Origin of the sequence: Maribacter sp. UBA3344 (assembly GCF_002362375.1) — a bacterium.
Classification (GTDB): Bacteria; Bacteroidota; Bacteroidia; order Flavobacteriales; family Flavobacteriaceae; genus Maribacter; species Maribacter dokdonensis.
In genome coordinates this window covers 78,404-96,195 of sequence record NZ_DERI01000010.1, presented here as the reverse complement: position 1 = coordinate 96,195, position 17,792 = coordinate 78,404, and the positions used below count along the sequence as shown (strand labels likewise).

Genomic DNA, 17,792 nt, shown 5'->3' with positions numbered 1-17,792 from the left:
TTAATATTCTTGTTTTGACTTCTTCGTTACATTAAAAACTTAGAAGATATGGAGTTATTGTTGTGTACCTTGTCCATGACATCGGCAAATAAATCTGCACAACTTAAAACTTTTACTTTATCACTCTTTACCTCCGCCGGGATTGAATCTGTAATGATCAATTCCGTAAGTTTTGATTTCTCAATTTTCTCGTAAGCATCTCCTGATAATAGACCATGTGTAGCAATGGCCCTAACGCTCAAAGCGCCACGTTCCATCATTAGGTCCGCTGCTTTGGTCAATGTACCTGCCGTATCTACCATGTCATCTGCAAGCACTACATTTTTACCTTTTACATCACCAATTAGTTCCATGTGTGAAATAACATTGGCTTTAGCTCTTTGCTTGTAACATACTACAACATCACAATCTAAAGCTTTTGAATAAGCGTAAGCTCTTTTTGATCCACCCATGTCTGGTGAAGCTATGGTAAGATCTTTTAAACCTAAACTTTTTAAATAAGGCAAAAACAATGTTGATGCGAATAAGTGGTCAACCGGTTTTTCAAAAAAGCCTTGTATTTGATCAGCATGTAAATCCATGGTGATAATTCTAGTTGCCCCAGCTGTTTCTAACATTTTAGCGACCAATTTGGCAGCAATAGGCACTCTAGGTTTGTCTTTTCTATCTTGTCTTGCCCAGCCAAAATACGGCATAACGGCTGTAATATGACGCGCAGATGCTCTTTTGGCAGCATCTATCATTAATAACATTTCCATTAAGTTCTCTGGACCGGGATGTGTTGATCCAATAAGAAATATACGGGTTCCTCTTATTGATTCTTCAAAAGAAGGTTGAAATTCACCATCACTATATCTGGAGAATATAACATTACCTAATTCCATACCATAGGCTTTGGCAATTTTTTCTCCTAAGATTTTACTTTGTGTACAAGCAAATATTTTCGGTTGCGGAACTTGGTATGGCATGTCTTTGTTTATTGTTTCCCAAATAGTTACTTCCTTGTATGGCGGCAAGCACTTGTTTTTTAGAAGGTGCAAATTTAAAAATTAATTTTGGTTGCTAATGCATAAATATTGATATTTTTAGTGGTAGAAAGAAAATTATTATTTAATTTTGCAGTCCTATTTTGATAAGATGCCAATTTTGAATGGCAAATATGCTCGAGTGGCGGAACTGGTAGACGCGCTGGATTCAAAATCCAGTTCTTCGGAGTGTGGGTTCGATTCCCACCTCGAGTACGATTAACAGATTACATTACACCAAAACCCTGTAAACTATATGTTTTACAGGGTTTTTTCTTTTTAACGATATCATTTAGGACCATTTAAAACCATCTGGCAGGTGTCTAATTCGGGCGCACTAGAAAGATAGTAGTTACTGCGCCCGAATTGATTTTAATTCTCTTATTTACAGTAGCTTACAGCGTTGACTTTTGTGAATTATTTTCTATATTTAAGTATTTTAAATCGAAAATTAATGCAGAATTCGTTGTCCGTTTTATTTTATCTCAGGAAAAAGGCTACTGGTGACCTATCTATGGCCACCATTTATCTACGAATAACTGTCAATGGTAAAAGAGCAGAAGTCAGCACTTTGCGGAAAATACCTATATCAAAATGGAATGCTAAAGCAAACCGGGTTATTGGATATAGCATAGAAGCGAGACAGGCTAATCGACAGCTGGATATAATCAAAAATAGGATTTATGAGATTTATCAGAATCTTTTAAACCAAGATATCGAGATTGTAACGGCAAAAGGTATAAGAGATGAATATATTGGTGTCAATAAAAGTCGTAAACTCATTCTAGAAATGTTTGAAGAACACAATCTTACAATGGAAAGGTTGGTAGGAAAAGAGTTTTCTTTTAGGACCTTACAAAGGTATAAAACTACCAAAAAGCATCTTGCCAAATACATTAAATCTAATTACAAGTTAGATGATTACCCTTTAAAGGGTATAGATGTCCAATATATCAATGGGTTCATTTACTTCTTAAAGACCAAACAAAATCTCTCGCATAATTCAGCTTTAAAGTATGTTGCTTATTTTAAAAAAATCATAAGGGTGGCTTGTGCAAATGGATGGTTGGATAAGGATCCGTTTTATAATTTCAAACTGCGGGCGAAGACCATTGATAAGGAGTTTTTAAGAAAAGATGAAATTGATAAACTCATTGAAGCTGACTTTTCAATTCCTAGGTTGTCGCAGGTTAGGGATGTTTTTATTTTTAGCTGTTACACAGGTCTTGCCTATGTTGATGTTGCAAAACTCAAAGAAGACGATATTGTAATAGGCATGGATGGTGGACGATGGATAAAAGTAAACAGGACGAAGACAAAAACATTAAGTAGTATTCCAATTTTACCCGTTGCCGAGCAAATTATATCCAAATATGCTAGTATGATAAATTATGAAAATAAGCTACTACCTGTTTATAGTAATCAGAAAACAAACGGGTACCTTAAAGAGATTGCTGATCTTAGTGGTATAACGAAGAAATTAACCTTTCATATGGCTAGACATACGTTTGCAACTACTATAACTTTATCTAATGGTGTACCTATTGAATCTGTTAGTAAGATGTTAGGACACAAGTCATTGAAAACGACTCAACATTATGCAAAAATATTAGATATTAAACTCTCCGAGGATATGAAAAAGCTTCGATTGCGATTTGAAAATGAAAGCAAATTATTCGCAAAGAATATTACTTAGTATGCGATTTTATATTCGGATTTTTAGTTTTTCAAAAACAAATTTATTTAGAAATATTCCAAATAGATGGTTATGCCATAATTGTTTTGCTAAATAATGAGCATATTCATATCTTACTTAACTATATATTAAATATTTCTCAAATTATGGCAAACGTACTCTGGTTACAAGGAGGGGCATGCAGTGGAAACACAATGTCCTTCTTGAACGCCGAAGAACCAACTGTGGTGGAACTTATCACCGACTTCGGATTAAACATACTATGGCACCCAACAACAGGTTTACAGATTGGGGACCAAGTTCAAGACCTATTAAAGGATATCCTTGCGGGAAAGGTACAGATGGATATTCTTGTATTTGAAGGGTCGATTATTCAAGGTCCTGATAATACAGGTACCATGAATTTATTTGCTGATCGACCTATGAAGGACTGGATTAAAGAACTTTCTGAAGTTGCTGGCTATGTTGTTGCTATTGGTGATTGTGCAACTTGGGGAGGTATACCTGCTGTGGCACCAAACCCTAGTGAATCTACTGGAATGCAATTCCTTAAAAAGAACAAAGGGGGCTTCCTTGGAGCCGACTATGTGTCCAAAGGCGGTTTGCCAGTTATAAATATACCAGGTTGCCCTGCGCATCCGGATTGGATTACTCAGATATTAGTGGCAATTTCTGTTGGTAGAATAGGTGATGTTTTAATAGATGATTATCAAAGACCAAAAACGTTTTTTACAGACTTCGTTCAAGATGGTTGTACTAACGTTACCAATTTTGCACAAAAAGTTGACGGGGGGTTCGGTCGCCGCGGCGGATGTTTATTCTATGAAGTGGGTTGTAGAGGTCCAATGACGCGTGCGAGTTGCAATAATATTTTATGGAATAGACAATCAAGTAAAACCCGTTCAAACCATCCTTGTTTAGGATGTACCGAACCAGGGTTTCCTCATAATGATTTGATGAAAGGTAGTGTTTTGAAAACTATGAAGCACTTAGGGGTTTTTCCAAAAGAAGTTCCAGAGGGAAGAACAAAACTAGCATACTATTTAGAGGCAGGTTTTCAAAAAGTTATGCCAACAAACAAAAAAATAATGGAAACTTCCAAATAAATAGAATCTTAAAAGAAAAACAAATGTCAGTTACAGAATTAAATATATCTCCTGTTGGCCGTGTTGAGGGCGATTTAGATGTAAAGGTCTATATCGAAAACGGTAAAGTAACTCGAGCTCATACTCAGGCGGCCATGTTTAGAGGTTTTGAGAAAATTATGGAGGGCAAAGACCCGCAATCGGGACTCATTGTCACACCTAGAATTTGTGGAATCTGTGGAGGTTCACACTTGTATTGTGCGTCATCTGCGCTGGATACGGCATGGGGAACAAAACTAAGCCCAAATGCACTTTTGTTAAGAGCTATTGGCCAAGCTTCGGAAACCTTACAAAGTATCCCAAGATGGTACTATGCCATTTTTGCTACGGATTTAGCAAATAAAAAATATGCAGATCAACCTCTTTATGAAGAAGTTGTAAAACGATGGTCTGCTTATGTTGGTGAAACATTTCAAAAAGGATTAACAGCGAGTGGATTACCAGTACAGATTTACGCTTTGTTTGGTGGTCAATGGCCGCACTCCAGTTATATGGTGCCAGGCGGTGTTATGTGTGCACCTACATTAAAAGATATTACTCGGGCACATGCAATTTTGGCACAATTTAAAAATGATTGGCTTGAGCCGATTTGGTTGGGTTGTTCTATTGAGCGATACATGGAAATTAAGTCTTGGGATGATATGTTGGCTTGGGTTGATGAAAATGAATCTCAAAAAAATAGTGATTTAGGTTTATTGATAAGAGCTGGTATTGAATTCGGATTGGATAAATTTGGTCAAGGCGTTGGTAAATTCCTGGCTACAGGAACATATTTACACAAAGACAGATATAACAATCCCACTATAGAAGGTAGGAACGATGCTTTGATTCAATCAAGTGGATTCTTTGATGGAGAAAACTATCATGAGTTTGATCATATGAAGGTAAGCGAGCATGTAAAGCATTCATGGTATAAAGATCAAGAAGATGGTCTTCACCCTTGGGATGAGCCGTTACCAACTCCAATGAAGTCGCAAACCTTACATGATAGCGATTTTGATAATCAATATAGTTGGTCAAAATCACCTCGTTATGATGGGCAGGCAGCAGAAGCTGGACCATTGGCGCGTGTAATAATGAACTCTAATCCTGCGAACAAAGACCACCAGATTCAAGATCCTTTGTTTGGTGATATTATGAAAAAACTAGGTCCTAGTGTATTCACTAGGGTATTGGCAAGAGTTCATGAAGCTCCAAGAATCTATAAGTTTGTAGAACAATGGTTATCTGAAATTGATTTGGATGGTGAGTTCTACATCAAGCCTGTTGAGAAAGATGGAAAAGGTTTTGGAGCTACCGAAGCCGCCCGTGGTGCTTTAGCGCACTGGATAGAGATTAAGGACGGTGTAATCAAAAATTATCAAGTGATGGCACCGACAACATGGAATGTTGGTCCGCAAGATGGTAATGATAATCCTGGTCCAATTGAAGAAGCGCTAATTGGTATAGACATCGAAGACCCACTAGATCCAGTAGAAGTAGGTATTGTAGCTCGTTCCTTCGATTCTTGCTTGGTTTGCACGGTGCATGCCCACGATGCTAAAAGTGGCGTAGAGCTATCACGATTTAAACTATAACCTTTGTCATATAGTTTTATAAGGACTTTCCTGAGGGGTAACCTCAGGAAAGTTTTTTAATTTAACTGAAATTAAAAAGATATGAAGACGGCAATAATGGGGTTTGGAAATCCGGTCAGAAGCGATGATGCTGTAGGTATTTATGTGATTGAACAACTACGAGAAAAACTTCCTGAATCTGAAAATATTAATATTTTCGATATGGGTACAGCAGCCTTTGAAGTGTTATTCGGATTAAAAGGTCATAATAAAATCATTTTGGCAGATGCAGTTTTAAACAGTAATGAGCCTGTTGGCACTTTATTCAAGGTGCCAGCGGAAGAAGTTATGAAAGCACCTGAAGATGACCCCTTGGTTTTTCTCCATGGAATGAAATGGGATCAGGCTTTATCATACACCAAAAAAATATTACAAGATGAGTATCCTGAAGATATTCAGGTATATTTAGTGGCAATTGAAAATACTAAACTAGAAGTTGATTTAAGTGATGTTGTAAAAGAAGCCGGAGACAAAGTAGTTCAGCATATTTTAGAAGACCTAAATTTATCGATTCCGATGTGATTACGAAAATTAACTTAAAGACTTCACATATTTATTTGGACCATGAATTGGTTGAACCAATTTTTGGTGAAATCCATTATGCTTATGTGACCTATGTTAAAGAACAAGGTAACATTTTGATTACACCTGTTTCCAGTCAATGGTTTGTTAAACTTTACAAACCAACGCAGTTTCTTTTAAAATCCCGTAATTTGAAAGGCGATAAAACACTTGCGATACGGGAGATTTTGATAGACAACGATTTGGATACGACAGATAGGCCATTAGGCTACGAAATCATTGAGAAAACCAGCTTGATAAAGGTGAATATTTCATGACGAAGCAAAAAAACAACTGGCTTTTGGATTCAGAGGTACAATACAAAGTTACCCCTGTAAAAGGTCGTTGGGAAGTTTCACTTATTTTTATCAATACAAAAGACCCGAATCAGGTTTTGATTAAAACTATTGGTGATTACCGTTCTGAGCGACTAGCTGAAATTTATGGAAGAAGTATGCAGCAAACGGCGGCAAAAGACCCTAGAGGTTCACAAAAAGTAGATAAAGATGCTTACAATATTAACAACAACTGACACTAACCAAAAAATTCTAAATACTATTGCGTCTATTGATAGATTAGATGAATTGGTTACTGTTACTCAGGATTCAAATACCATAACTGATTTTAAAACCTTAGTGATAAATTCTGATGAGATTATAGTTCCTTTGGATTGGTATGATTTGGAACCACCTTATGTGTTTCCAACTACCCCATTTACTAAAGAAAACTTACTCGCTTTGGTTTTTTATAAATTAGGAAATCAACAGAAATCATTTGAGTTTGTTTCAGAAGAATCTCTTTTATATCAGCATCTTTTGATTGCTACCCATTTACAGTTTGGATACGAGATTTCGTCCTCCATGGTTGATTTCTGTTATCGTACATCACTACACAATAATGCCGTAGTGAACTACTATGGGATAGTCGAAGGTCCTAAAAGCAACGAAGAACTTAAAAAGGAATTTTCCGAAGCACTTTCCAAAGCTGAAAATGATGAAATCAGAGTATTTACGGCAAAACATTTTCTAAACTTACTTCTAGACTATGGGGAATTGAAGGAAGCAAAACGACTAGTAGAAGCACAACTTTCGATTGCCATCTCTAATGACGCTAAAAATGCAATGAGCACGCATTTAGCCGGAATTCTAATGGCAGAATTAGAGGTGCCTTATAGTAAGAAAAAGTTAGATGAAGTTCACGATGTGCAATTATCAGCAATTGCTTATTACGAGTCAAAAAATCTAAAAGTACAAGCAGGTATGTTGTTAGTTGATGCAGCGGAAATCGCCAATTTCAAGAAAGATTATATTGCATCAAAAGAACTGATCAATAAGGCGATTCAATATTTTAAACAAGCGGATATTCCAGAATTTTTAGGGGAAGCGGGATTCAAAAAAGGTATTCTCTTATATACATGGTCAAAAAATGGAAGTCCACAATATTACAAAGCAGCTATAAATGCTTTTCAAGATGTATTAAAAGTTTTTAAGCGGGATACACATCCGCAGAAATTCGCTGATGTTCATCACAATCTGGCTTTGATATATTCAGAAATCCCTGTTAGTTCAGAGGAAAAGGCAATGTGGACCGCCTTTTGCGCGTCTTCATTTAAAGAGGTTTTGGCGTTTTATACTAAAGACAAGTACCCGTATGAAAACGCTATGGCCAGTCATAACTATGCAACAGCTTTGATGGATTTTCCACCAGCTAAAATCCATGATAATTTAAAAAAAGCAGCTCTGCTTTTTAACGAAGCCCTTGATGTACGAACGGCAAACGCTTATCCTTTTGAACGTGCATTGACACTTCTCAACCAATTGGAATTGGGCTGGCTCACTCACAATGAAGATAGTTTGGGAGAACTTGAAAAATATGAAGATATGAAGTCAAAAGCCGAAGAAGTTTTGGTATTGGTTAGCGATGCTAATTTGATTTCACAGGCGAACGACCATTTAAAAGAACTAGAAAAAGTTAAAAGTTTAATTTAATGCATGAAACATCTATAGTAAATAGCATTATGCGAACGCTTGAACAAGAGTTTGAAACCGAAAAATTGAATAGGTTAAAAGCTATTCATTTGAAAGTTGGTATACTTTCAAATATCGAACCACGACTTTTACACAATGCTTATAGTGCTTATCATATAACAAATCCCGGTTACCATCATGTCGAAATGCATATAGAATCAACTAGTCTGAAAATACATTGTGAATTTTGTGACTATATTACCGACGTAGAGAAATATCGATTCATTTGTAATCAATGTGGAAAGCCCAGCAAGAATGTGATTCAGGGCGAAGAAATGCTGATTCACAAAGTGGAATTCGAAGACTGACCTTGCTGGTCGGGTGATTATTAAAAGTAAAACCACATGTGGTTTCCCAAATAAAAAAGAAAATGGTAGAAAAATCAACAAAAGCAGCACGAGGAACGGTGCAATGCGAAAACACCAATATCAATTTGCTCAAAGCCAATGATTTTGTAGCGGATATAATTAAGAAGGAGATGGCAAATAAAGGAACCCTTCTAATAAATATTACATCTTCCGCAGGAAGTGGTAAAACCACTTTGATGCAAAAAACTGCTCAAAAATTAAAAGATAAAATTACCATGGCAGTTATGGTAGGTGATTTAGAAACCGAACGTGACGCCGACCGTATTCGCGAAACGGGTATTCAGGCGCTTCAAATAGTTACAGGCGGTATTTGTCATTTAGAAGCTCAAATGGTGCATCAAGTACTTGACCAATTTGATTTAGAGAGCATCGATTTACTTTTTATAGAAAATGTAGGAAACTTGGTCTGCCCCTCATCTTTTGATTTGGGCGAAGATTATCGTGTAACGTTAATGGCCACTACCGAGGGGGATGACAAACCAAAAAAGTACCCAAAAATGTTCTTGACCAGCGATATGATGTTGGTTTCCAAAGCGGATTTATTGCCTTATGTACCATTTTCAGTAGAAGCTGTAACTAAAGATGCTAGAGAGGTAAATCATGAGCTGGAAGTACTTCAAATCTCCGCTCTTTCAGAGGAAGGTATTGATGAATGGTGCGAGTGGCTGCTAGCAAAAATCAAACAGAAGAAGGATAATGCCTAAATGCAACAAACCTTTCAAATTATTATTTCAGGTCAGGTACAAGGGGTGGGTTTCCGTCCTTTTATTTATGGCCTAGCCGATCAATTTCAATGTAACGGTTCAGTTTGTAATAATGAGGATGGTGTTTTAATCCATTTAAACTCGGTTGAAGAAAAAGCAAGGGACTTCCTAACTACTATTCTTAAGAGTGCTCCTGAAGTTTCTAGTATTCAATCATATTCTATTTCAGAAATCGCTTTTCGAGAATTTGATGACTTCAGAATAGTTCATTCGGAATCAAATCATAAAATCAACATTCCACTTACGCCAGATTTTACGATTTGTGAATCATGCAAAATAGAAATAAGAGATACAAACAATAGGCGATACGGTTATGCCTTTACTACTTGTACCAACTGTGGACCTCGCTATGCGGTGACAAAAAAGTTTCCATTTGAACGCGCCAACACGACAGTTTCTGCTTTTGATATGTGCATTGCATGTCAAACAGAATATACCAATCCCAATGACCGGCGATTTCATTCGCAGACTAATAGTTGTGCTGACTGTGGTATCAAGTTGAAAGTTACCACATCTGATGGAAAAACAATAGTTGATGCTGATTCAGAAATCATCAAAAAAGTTTCAAAATTTATATTAGATGGTGACATTGTAGCAATAAAAAACACAAATGGCTATCTACTTTGCTGCGACGCTAATAATAAATTAACCATTGAACGTTTGAGAGCAAAGAAAAAACGACCGACTAAGCCTTTTGCGATGCTCTATCCTTCTATCGAAAGAGTAAAGAACGACTTTAAGCTTAGTTTGTCGGAAGAAAAAGCACTTACTTCTTCGGTATCGCCCATCATTATTTTGAATCCGAAGGAGAGCATAACAGATTTAGAGCAAGAAAGTATCGCTCCTAATTTAAATCAGTTTGGTGTTATGTTACCATCTTCAGCACTACTAGTACTTTTGATGGATGAGCTGAAAATACCCATCATCGCAACAAGTGGCAACATTCATGGTTCGCCGATTATATCTACAAAAGAAGATGCAATTCAACAGCTTTCGGGAGTAACCGAGTATTTTTTACATCACGATTTAGAAGTTGCTTTTCCACAGGATGATTCGGTTGTTCGTTTCGCTGGTGAGCAACAAATTATACTTCGCCGTTCTCGAGGACTTGCCCCAAACTATTTAAAAGGAACACAATCTAATCCTGTAAAAGTTTTGGCAATGGGGGCTCATCTAAAAAGCACGTTCAGCTACGTGCCAAATGCACATACCTACGTGAGTCCCTATTTTGGAAACTTAGATAATTATGATGTTCTAGTGCGCTATCAAGAAAGTATTGTTAAATACAAGGAACTTTTTGAAAGCCAACCAGAAGTTATTTTGATTGATTCACATCCGCAATATCAAAGTAGTATTTTGGGTAAAGCGTTTTCCAAAAAAAGCAATACAAAACTAGTTTCCATTCAGCATCACAAAGCACATTTCGCTAGTGTATTGGGTGAACATGATTTATTTAAATCCAAGGAAAAAATATTAGGCGTTGTTTGGGATGGAACAGGTTTCGGTGACGATCAGGCCATTTGGGGAGGGGAATTTTTCAATTATGAAAAACATAAAATGAAACGCCTTTCGCACTTTGAGTATGTAGATTGGATTGCTGCTGATAGAATGGCGATAGAACCACGTTTGGCATTGCTCAGTATACTTCCATGTTCAAAAAGAGAGCTTGCCAAGTCTAAATTCTCCGAAACCGAATGGAAAGTTTATAACAGGATGTTAGAAATTAACAGCTTAAAAACTTCCTCAGTTGGTAGATTGTTTGATGCTGTCGCATCCCTATTGGATATCATTGATAAGACTTCTTACGAAGGAGAAGCGGCAATGCTTTTAGAAAATCAAGCCAGGAATTATGACGGTAATGATTATATCGATTTTTTAGAAGACTTAGCATTTGAGAGAATTCCATCAAAAACTCTCATTGCTAATATCCAAAAGGCAAAAGAAGAAGGAATTTCTAAATTTAGAAACGCCAATAGTTTTATCCATACCCTTGCTTTGGTTATTTTGAAAATTGCCAAGCAAAATGACTATGAAACAATTGCTTGCAGCGGCGGCGTTTTTCAAAATTCCCTTTTAGTCACAAAACTGTCGCAACTATCGCAAAAGCAAGGGATAAAATTAAAATTTAATCGTATATTGTCTAGTAACGATGAGAATATTTCGTTCGGTCAGCTGTGTTATTATCAGTATATAAAAATTTAGACTATGTGTTTAGCAATTCCAGGAAAGATAAAAAGCATTGATATGCAATATGATGGCAGGGTACGTATGGCCAAAGTATTGTTCGGCGGTATTATGAAAGAAGCTAGTTTAGAGATGTTGCCAGATGCCAATATTGATGATTATGTATTAGTTCATGTTGGCGTAGCTATTAGCAAAGTTGATGAAGAGGAAGCACAGAAAACTTTTAAATATCTTGAAGAAATAGGCGAGCTGGGAGACCTAACCGATGTAGATGAATATTTGCCAAAAACGAACTAAAACCAGCAGCTATGAAATACATGTCCGAGTATCGCGATCCAGAACTAGCCAAAAAATATTTAGAGGAAATCAAAAATACCGTTTCCAGACCTTGGTCCATTATGGAAGTTTGCGGTGGACAGACGCATAGTCTAGTGAAAAACGGTATCATAGACATGTTGCCAGATTCGATTACCATGATTCATGGTCCTGGTTGCCCCGTTTGTGTGACTCCTTTAAACCTTATTGATAAAGCGGTGTATTTAGCCTTCGAGAAAGAAGTCATTCTTTGTTCTTTCGGGGATATGCTTCGCGTACCAGGCTCTCAAAAAAGTCTTTTAGAGGTTAAAGCTGAAGGTGCTGATGTGCGCATTTTATATTCCCCTTTAGAAGCGGTGAAAATTGCAGAAGATAATCCTGACAGAGAGGTGGTTTTCTTTGCTGTTGGCTTTGAAACTACGGCTCCTGCCAATGCTTTATCCGTTGTTCATGCACATCGTAGAGGTGTCAAAAATTATTCCATTTTAGCATCTCATGTATTGGTTCCGCCAGCTATTAAAGCTGTTATTGATGATGAAGAAAGTAAAATTGACGGCTTCTTAGCGGCAGGTCATGTCTGTACGATTATGGGGAACGCGGAGTACCATCTGATATCGGCCAAATACAAAGTGCCGATTGTAGTAACCGGTTTCGAACCCTTGGATGTTTTACAAGGTATTTTGATGGTCATCCGTCAATTAGAACAAAGCAAATCCTCAGTTGAAAATCAGTATGCACGTATCGTTCGTGAAGATGGTAATCTTGAGGCACAAAAAGTAATTAATGAAGTGTTTGAAGTGCGTAATCAGATGTGGCGCGGAATCGGTGAAATTCCTGAAAGCGGATATGCCGTCAGAGAAAAGTACGCTGAATTTGATGCTGCTAAAAAATATAATGTTACCATTGACGAGGCTCCTGAAAATCCAGATTGTATTTCAGGACAGATTATGAAGGGAATAAAAAAACCTTTCGAATGCTCCCAATTTGGAAAGAAGTGTAAGCCTACAAATCCACTTGGAGCACCCATGGTTAGCAGTGAGGGAGCTTGTGCCGCGTACTATCATTTTTCTGGATTAGTGGAAGCATAATCATATTAAATGTCGGAAAACAATAAAATACGCATGCAGCTGCAATGCCCCATGCCCAAACTTGACTTTGATGTCATTACCCTAGGTCATGGAAGTGGCGGGGTTTTAACAAACAAACTTCTGGATAGTGGTGTTTTCGATCTGTTAAGCAATGATATTCTGGATGAACGTCATGATGGTGCTTTTATAGATCTGCAAGGTAAAACTGCTTTTTCAACGGATAGTTTTTTAGTTTCTCCTATTTTTTTTCCAGGAGGAAATATTGGAGAGCTCGCTGTAAACGGAACGGTCAATGATTTGGCTATGTGCGGTGCCACACCTAAATATCTTTCGTTAAGTTTTATTATTGAAGAAGGACTTCCCGTGAAAGAATTTTGGGATATTCTGGTTGCTATTAAATTCGCTTGTGAAAAAGCTGGGGTGCAAGTAGTAACTGGCGATACTAAAGTTGTTGAGAAGGGAAAAGGAGATAAAATTTTTGTGAACACATCAGGAGTTGGCCCGATACATCCAAAGTCTAACATTAGTGCAAAGAACATTACAGTTGGAGATAAAATAATTATCAGTGGTAATGTCGCCTCCCATGGAATGGCTATTATGTCTGTTCGGGAAGGTTTAGAATTTGATTCTGAAATTGAGAGCGACACCGCCAATTTGAATCATACAATCATTGACTTGATAGAACAATTTGGGGAGAACATTCATTTATTGACAGACCCCACGCGTGGCGGAGTCGCAACCGTTCTAAAAGAAATCGCCCAATCGTCGGAAATAGGAATTGATTTAGTTCAAAGAGATGTCCCTATGGATGAGCAAGTTGCAAGTGCCTGTGAATTATTAGGTCTAGACCCCTTATATGTAGCTAATGAAGGACTATTCATTGCCTTTGTTTCCGAGTCAGAAGCCGATACAATTTTAGCTGTTTTGCAACAGGATGAAAATGGGAAAAACGCTAGAATTATTGGAAGCGTAGTTGCTGAACACCCTAGACAAGTCATCATGGAAAGTGCTATTGGCGGTAAACGAGTCATCAGTATGTTACCTGGAGAGCAACTACCAAGAATCTGTTAGTATGAATTTTGAAACCCTCGGTGAACACGTTGACAATTCTTATGTTTTTAAAGGGTCTAAAGAAATGCCATTTTTGGCTCCAAGAGGAGTTTTTGTAGCAAATAATCACCTATTTGTATCTGATACAGGTCGTAACCGTGTTTTTATTTGGAATGACTTGCCAACAGTTGAATTTCAAGAACCCGATGTAGTTTTGGGTCAATCGGATGTATTAGAAACCGGGAGAAATTCTGGGGGAGTAGTTACTGCAAAAACATTGCTTTATCCTTCGGGAATATGGAGCAATGGTAAAATTTTGATTATTGGTGACGCATGGAATCATCGCGTACTTGTTTGGCATTCATTACCGACAAAAAATGGACAACCAGCTGATATAGTGATAGGTCAGCCTGATTTCTATTTAAACCAACCCAACGTGGCAGGTATCGGAAATAACCCTTCGGCAAAAACTTTAAACTGGCCCTACGGTGTTTTTTCAGATGGAAAAAGCTTGTGGATAGCAGATACGGGTAATCGTAGAATTCTATTCTATGAAGATATTCCAAACACTAATTTCACCGCCGCGGATAAAGTAATAGGAAAGTCTAATTTCGATACTCGCGATTATGAAAATAATGAACCCATTTGGCCTTATTCGATTAAAGTAAATACGAAGAAACAGATGATTGTTGCTGATACGCAATTCTACCGTAACCTTATATGGAATAATGCAGACGAAGCTTTTTCAAAACAAGCAGATGTAATTGTGGGTCAAACAGATTTCGACGCAAGTGGTCAAAATCAATTTAGTTTGTTTCCTACTCCGAGATCACTAAATTGGACATACGACGCCTGTTTCTATAAAGATGGTCTCTTAGTTAATGATACGGGCAATAGCCGAATCTTATGGTTCGAAGAAGTACCGATAAAAAACAATGTAGAAGCAACAGCGGTAATCGGCAAGCGGGATTTTAATACAGGTAGCGAAAACAAAGAAACCATGCATGGCACTTCAAGCTCATTGTATTGGCCTTTTTCAATCTGTACGCAAAATGATAAACTGATTATTGCTGACACTGGAAATCATAGAGTTGTTATTACTGATTTGAAGTTTTAAAGGCTAAGATAAAGCCAATACGCACCAATTGCGATTGCAAAAATACCCCCTGATAGGCGAATTGTTTTGAAAAGAAATTTACTCTTTTGACCTTTAGAATAACTAGTGATTATTCCCAGTAAAAAGGTGTAAATCGTCATAGCCAACAAAGTTCCTAATCCAAAGCCAACTATGTATTGAATACTATCCAATTGGTTTTCAAACCCCAATACCGGTAGGAGCAAAATAAAATGCGCTATTCCTGCAAGTCCATGTAGAACCCCGATTCCAAAAGATGACCACAGATTTTGTTTCGGTTTCTTATCATGGTTATGAGAATGTTCAAATTTATTAGTATCATGATTGTGTTCATGAACATGAATATATGGTTCTTCCCCGCCATGGACATGTGGATGCTTATGTCTCTTGCTTTTGTAAAACATACTAAATAAAGCCCAGAGACCAACAGCAATTAATACAACTCCAACCAGCTGTTCGCTATGTTCCGATATCTTTTCTATTGGAATATATTCTTTGAACAGTAGAAAAAGTAATCCTATTAAAAGCATTCCTGTCAAATGTCCAAAACCCCAGAACAGTCCAATTTTCCAGACTTTACGTCTAGTTTCAATTGCTAACGGAGTTACAGCCGCCAGATGGTCAGGGCCTGAGACTACATGTAGAATTGAGGCTGCTAGGCCAGCGAATAAGGGAAAAGTAATCATAGATGATATTTCAGAAACAATGTAGTGAATTATTGTAAAAAATTTTAAAAAGGGTGTAAATAAAATAGTCCAATACATTGTGATGGAATTTTATTGTAATCTGTGTTAGAATGATTTTTAAGGTCCACTCAGCACTTTCCTTTACATTTCGCTCAATAAGTTGCATCGCAGGAAAAGAGCTTCCTTACATTAGTTCTTAAACCCAATTCTTGATGTAGACTTACCCTAGCATGTATTCTCTTCACTACGCCGGAAAGAAAATTTCCATTATGAAATAAACATCCGAAATCAAGTTCGCTGAAACCGTAACCGACTATCAACTTTTCTCTACAAAGGTTTAAAATTTAGACTGAGACGGACTGCATAACCGTTCGCCTACTCACTTTTATAAGTCCTTATTCAATCGAAATTTTAGAAGTGGTTCCAGAAAAGATAACAGCGAAGGCTCTATGGGAAGTAATTGGAACATCTCAATACCAACTTAAACATCGGCTTTTATAAAAAGAGAAATAGTAATAGGAGGGCTTTCTACTGTTTCAAAAAGAAAAGAAAAACGCTCGGGATATAATAAGTAGATGGACAAATGCCATTTTGGCAACTAATTGACACCAATCGATACCATTGAATATGGCTTCGATATTGCACTACATTGAAATGTTGGAGTCGAAAAACCTTTCTTTTTCTTTTCATCAGCAGAAGTTTTGAAAATTATATTGAACTAAATCCTTAATCGAAGTTTATGGATAGAAACAGTAAAAAACGCTTTTGCCTTTAAGCTAAGAAGTACGACGGTTCTGAAAATGAAATGAAGGAATGGAGTAGCAAGAGGGTAACCTGCTGGCGCACGGTTACATTGTTCAATCCATTCATTTTTAGAAGATTACGATTTATACAGTCGCTCTAAATCTTTGCTTTTTAGTAAAAAAGGGCTTAATGGCCTGAAAACCAGTTTAAAATTTAGTAAAAAATGGATAACGAATTCAAGAACGAGCCCTTTCTGACCCTGAAGATGAAACGGAGCGTTGTCAAGCGCTTTCGAAGGTTTTGCCGTGTAACAGGTACTTCACAATCACTTGGAATGTCCGATATGCTCGATTTTTTCGAAAGGCACAAGGTACTGCCCAAAGATGAGATTCCCAACCACTTGGTGCAAGTGGAAAAGCGCCTGCTAAAAAGAATCAATGCGGTTATAGCCATTATGAAGGATATGGAGAAAACACAGACCAAGCCAACGGTAGGAATGCTCGAAGCGCTTTTTACCGTCAATGAGAAAAAAGAGGACACACCCCGGTTCGTGGAGAAGAAACAGAACAACAGGACCCTAGAAGAGGAACTGGAACATTGGAAGAAATCCAACGAATGAGGTTTTTAATATGTCAATACTTGACTTTCACATAACCCGAAATAACAGAAAATGGAAAAAGTAAACTACATCGCACATCTAAATGCAGCTTTCGATCGCTTTAACAATGATTACAGGATCAAACAGGGACATATTACACTTTACCTGGCCTTCTTTCAGAAATGGAACCGTAAGTTCTTTAAAAGGACGATTATGGTGAACAGGCAATTGATTATGGAGAACGCCAAAATAAGGTCTAAGACGACCTACCATAATTATCTCAAAGATTTGAACGGATGGGGCTATCTGGAATACTTTCCCTCCTATCATCCATCGGTGGGTTCCAGGATAAGGATGACCAATTTCGGTACAAGCTCCAGCACGAGTAGTGGTGTCGGTACGGTCCAAAAAATGGACGGCCGCGTTCCGGAACCGGGCCGTGGAATGGTACCTTCCTTAAAACAGAAAACAAAAAAAAACTTTTATAAACTGGCGACCCCCTCCAATGAAAATGAAGTTTTGAATTATTTCAGGAAAAACAACTGGCCGGATATCGAAGGAAAGAAATTTTATATACATTATGAATCGAAAAACTGGAAATTGGAAAGGGGGTTGAAAATCAAGGATTGGAAAGCCGCGGCCAAAAGTTATGTGAAGCTGGGCTATATTCTAAAACAGGAATGGAGAAGTCCAATTTCTGGCTTCATGGACCATTTAAGATCACCTAAGGTAGATAGGTATGATGAGCCTTTATAGTTTGCTGTCAGAAATACATAATAGAAAATTATGT

At 37.4% G+C, this 17,792-nt stretch carries 18 protein-coding genes and 1 tRNA gene; 17 read left to right on the top strand and 2 right to left on the bottom strand.

Features of this window, described 5'->3' with window-relative positions; all coding sequences use genetic code 11:
• Positions 1-26: 26 nt before the first annotated feature.
• Positions 27-968 carry a ribose-phosphate pyrophosphokinase gene (locus tag B2Z27_RS07345; protein ID WP_286813217.1) on the bottom strand — a complete coding sequence of 314 codons (942 nt, stop codon included), beginning with the start codon at positions 966-968 and terminating at the stop codon, positions 27-29.
• Between the two features lie 193 nt (positions 969-1,161).
• Here B2Z27_RS07345 and B2Z27_RS07340 point away from each other — a divergent pair.
• From B2Z27_RS07340 to B2Z27_RS07275, 15 genes are all read left to right on the top strand, one after another.
• A tRNA-Leu gene (locus tag B2Z27_RS07340) sits at positions 1,162-1,241 on the top strand.
• Between the two features lie 238 nt (positions 1,242-1,479).
• The gene (locus tag B2Z27_RS07335) at positions 1,480-2,721 is read left to right on the top strand and encodes a site-specific integrase (RefSeq protein WP_210708478.1); all 1,242 of its coding nucleotides are present in this window, start codon (positions 1,480-1,482) and stop codon (positions 2,719-2,721) included.
• 146 nt (positions 2,722-2,867) lie between these two features.
• The gene (locus B2Z27_RS07330) at positions 2,868-3,827 is read left to right on the top strand and encodes a hypothetical protein (RefSeq protein ID WP_210708477.1); all 960 of its coding nucleotides are present in this window, start codon (positions 2,868-2,870) and stop codon (positions 3,825-3,827) included.
• 23 nt (positions 3,828-3,850) lie between these two features.
• Complete coding sequence (locus tag B2Z27_RS07325; RefSeq protein ID WP_210708476.1) at positions 3,851-5,443, top strand: nickel-dependent hydrogenase large subunit; 1,593 nt, start codon at positions 3,851-3,853, stop codon at positions 5,441-5,443.
• Positions 5,444-5,524: 81 nt separating this feature from the next.
• On the top strand, positions 5,525-6,004 hold the full coding sequence (locus tag B2Z27_RS07320) for a hydrogenase maturation protease (protein ID WP_210708475.1): 480 nt from the start codon (positions 5,525-5,527) through the stop codon (positions 6,002-6,004).
• Entirely contained in the window at positions 6,001-6,321 is a 321-nt protein-coding gene (locus tag B2Z27_RS07315) for a hypothetical protein (RefSeq protein ID WP_210708474.1), read from the top strand. Before B2Z27_RS07320 ends, B2Z27_RS07315 begins: the two co-directional genes overlap by 4 nt.
• A complete protein-coding gene (locus B2Z27_RS07310) occupies positions 6,318-6,575 on the top strand; it encodes a hypothetical protein (RefSeq protein ID WP_210708473.1) in 258 nt (85 codons plus the stop codon). The genes B2Z27_RS07315 and B2Z27_RS07310 overlap by 4 nt, the downstream gene beginning before the upstream one ends.
• Positions 6,550-8,031 (top strand): hypothetical protein, encoded by a 1,482-nt coding sequence (locus B2Z27_RS07305; RefSeq protein WP_210708472.1) that lies wholly within the window; start codon positions 6,550-6,552, stop codon positions 8,029-8,031. Before B2Z27_RS07310 ends, B2Z27_RS07305 begins: the two co-directional genes overlap by 26 nt.
• The gene (locus B2Z27_RS19865) at positions 8,031-8,378 is read left to right on the top strand and encodes a hydrogenase maturation nickel metallochaperone HypA (RefSeq protein ID WP_210708471.1); all 348 of its coding nucleotides are present in this window, start codon (positions 8,031-8,033) and stop codon (positions 8,376-8,378) included. The genes B2Z27_RS07305 and B2Z27_RS19865 overlap by 1 nt, the downstream gene beginning before the upstream one ends.
• Before the next feature lie 62 nt (positions 8,379-8,440).
• The gene (gene hypB, locus B2Z27_RS07300; protein ID WP_210708470.1) at positions 8,441-9,142 is read left to right on the top strand and encodes a hydrogenase nickel incorporation protein HypB; all 702 of its coding nucleotides are present in this window, start codon (positions 8,441-8,443) and stop codon (positions 9,140-9,142) included.
• A complete protein-coding gene (hypF, locus tag B2Z27_RS07295) occupies positions 9,143-11,404 on the top strand; it encodes a carbamoyltransferase HypF (protein ID WP_210708469.1) in 2,262 nt (753 codons plus the stop codon). It begins immediately after the preceding gene.
• A gap of 3 nt (positions 11,405-11,407) precedes the next feature.
• Positions 11,408-11,683, top strand: coding sequence for a HypC/HybG/HupF family hydrogenase formation chaperone (locus tag B2Z27_RS07290; RefSeq protein WP_210708468.1), 276 nt, complete (start codon positions 11,408-11,410; stop codon positions 11,681-11,683).
• Positions 11,684-11,694: 11 nt separating this feature from the next.
• Entirely contained in the window at positions 11,695-12,789 is a 1,095-nt protein-coding gene (gene hypD, locus B2Z27_RS07285; protein ID WP_210708467.1) for a hydrogenase formation protein HypD, read from the top strand.
• A 9-nt stretch (positions 12,790-12,798) separates the two neighbouring features.
• On the top strand, positions 12,799-13,860 hold the full coding sequence (gene hypE, locus B2Z27_RS07280; RefSeq protein WP_244745324.1) for a hydrogenase expression/formation protein HypE: 1,062 nt from the start codon (positions 12,799-12,801) through the stop codon (positions 13,858-13,860).
• A 1-nt stretch (position 13,861) separates the two neighbouring features.
• Positions 13,862-14,956, top strand: coding sequence for a hypothetical protein (locus tag B2Z27_RS07275; RefSeq protein ID WP_210708466.1), 1,095 nt, complete (start codon positions 13,862-13,864; stop codon positions 14,954-14,956).
• On the opposite strand, the gene B2Z27_RS07270 is transcribed toward B2Z27_RS07275, so the two are convergent.
• Positions 14,953-15,738, bottom strand: coding sequence for a sulfite exporter TauE/SafE family protein (locus tag B2Z27_RS07270; protein ID WP_210708465.1), 786 nt, complete (start codon positions 15,736-15,738; stop codon positions 14,953-14,955). The two genes, B2Z27_RS07275 and B2Z27_RS07270, sit on opposite strands and share 4 nt — an antisense overlap.
• Before the next feature lie 889 nt (positions 15,739-16,627).
• Between B2Z27_RS07270 and B2Z27_RS07265 the strand changes: the two genes are divergently transcribed.
• On the top strand, positions 16,628-17,023 hold the full coding sequence (locus tag B2Z27_RS07265) for a BfmA/BtgA family mobilization protein (RefSeq protein WP_317197112.1): 396 nt from the start codon (positions 16,628-16,630) through the stop codon (positions 17,021-17,023).
• A 51-nt stretch (positions 17,024-17,074) separates the two neighbouring features.
• Positions 17,075-17,758: a hypothetical protein gene (locus tag B2Z27_RS07260; protein WP_210708463.1), complete on the top strand. Its 684-nt coding sequence runs from the start codon at positions 17,075-17,077 to the stop codon at positions 17,756-17,758.
• Positions 17,759-17,792: the final 34 nt, after the last annotated feature.

Bases quoted from the DNA above. Each gene is read 5' to 3' on its own strand.
- hypB (WP_210708470.1), top strand. From the start codon at position 8,441: ATGGTAGAAAAATCAACAAAAGCAGCACGAGGAACGGTGCAATGCGAA.
- B2Z27_RS07310 (WP_210708473.1), top strand. From the start codon at position 6,318: ATGACGAAGCAAAAAAACAACTGGCTTTTGGATTCAGAGGTACAATAC.
- hypE (WP_244745324.1), top strand. From the start codon at position 12,799: ATGTCGGAAAACAATAAAATACGCATGCAGCTGCAATGCCCCATGCCC.
- B2Z27_RS07320 (WP_210708475.1), top strand. From the start codon at position 5,525: ATGAAGACGGCAATAATGGGGTTTGGAAATCCGGTCAGAAGCGATGAT.
- hypD (WP_210708467.1), top strand. From the start codon at position 11,695: ATGAAATACATGTCCGAGTATCGCGATCCAGAACTAGCCAAAAAATAT.
- B2Z27_RS07275 (WP_210708466.1), top strand. From the start codon at position 13,862: ATGAATTTTGAAACCCTCGGTGAACACGTTGACAATTCTTATGTTTTT.
- B2Z27_RS19865 (WP_210708471.1), top strand. From the start codon at position 8,031: ATGCATGAAACATCTATAGTAAATAGCATTATGCGAACGCTTGAACAA.
- B2Z27_RS07270 (WP_210708465.1), bottom strand. From the start codon at position 15,738: ATGTATTGGACTATTTTATTTACACCCTTTTTAAAATTTTTTACAATA.
- B2Z27_RS07305 (WP_210708472.1), top strand. From the start codon at position 6,550: ATGCTTACAATATTAACAACAACTGACACTAACCAAAAAATTCTAAAT.
- B2Z27_RS07265 (WP_317197112.1), top strand. From the start codon at position 16,628: ATGGATAACGAATTCAAGAACGAGCCCTTTCTGACCCTGAAGATGAAA.
- B2Z27_RS07335 (WP_210708478.1), top strand. From the start codon at position 1,480: ATGCAGAATTCGTTGTCCGTTTTATTTTATCTCAGGAAAAAGGCTACT.
- B2Z27_RS07325 (WP_210708476.1), top strand. From the start codon at position 3,851: ATGTCAGTTACAGAATTAAATATATCTCCTGTTGGCCGTGTTGAGGGC.
- B2Z27_RS07260 (WP_210708463.1), top strand. From the start codon at position 17,075: ATGGAAAAAGTAAACTACATCGCACATCTAAATGCAGCTTTCGATCGC.
- B2Z27_RS07345 (WP_286813217.1), bottom strand. From the start codon at position 968: ATGCCATACCAAGTTCCGCAACCGAAAATATTTGCTTGTACACAAAGT.
- B2Z27_RS07330 (WP_210708477.1), top strand. From the start codon at position 2,868: ATGGCAAACGTACTCTGGTTACAAGGAGGGGCATGCAGTGGAAACACA.
- hypF (WP_210708469.1), top strand. From the start codon at position 9,143: ATGCAACAAACCTTTCAAATTATTATTTCAGGTCAGGTACAAGGGGTG.
- B2Z27_RS07290 (WP_210708468.1), top strand. From the start codon at position 11,408: ATGTGTTTAGCAATTCCAGGAAAGATAAAAAGCATTGATATGCAATAT.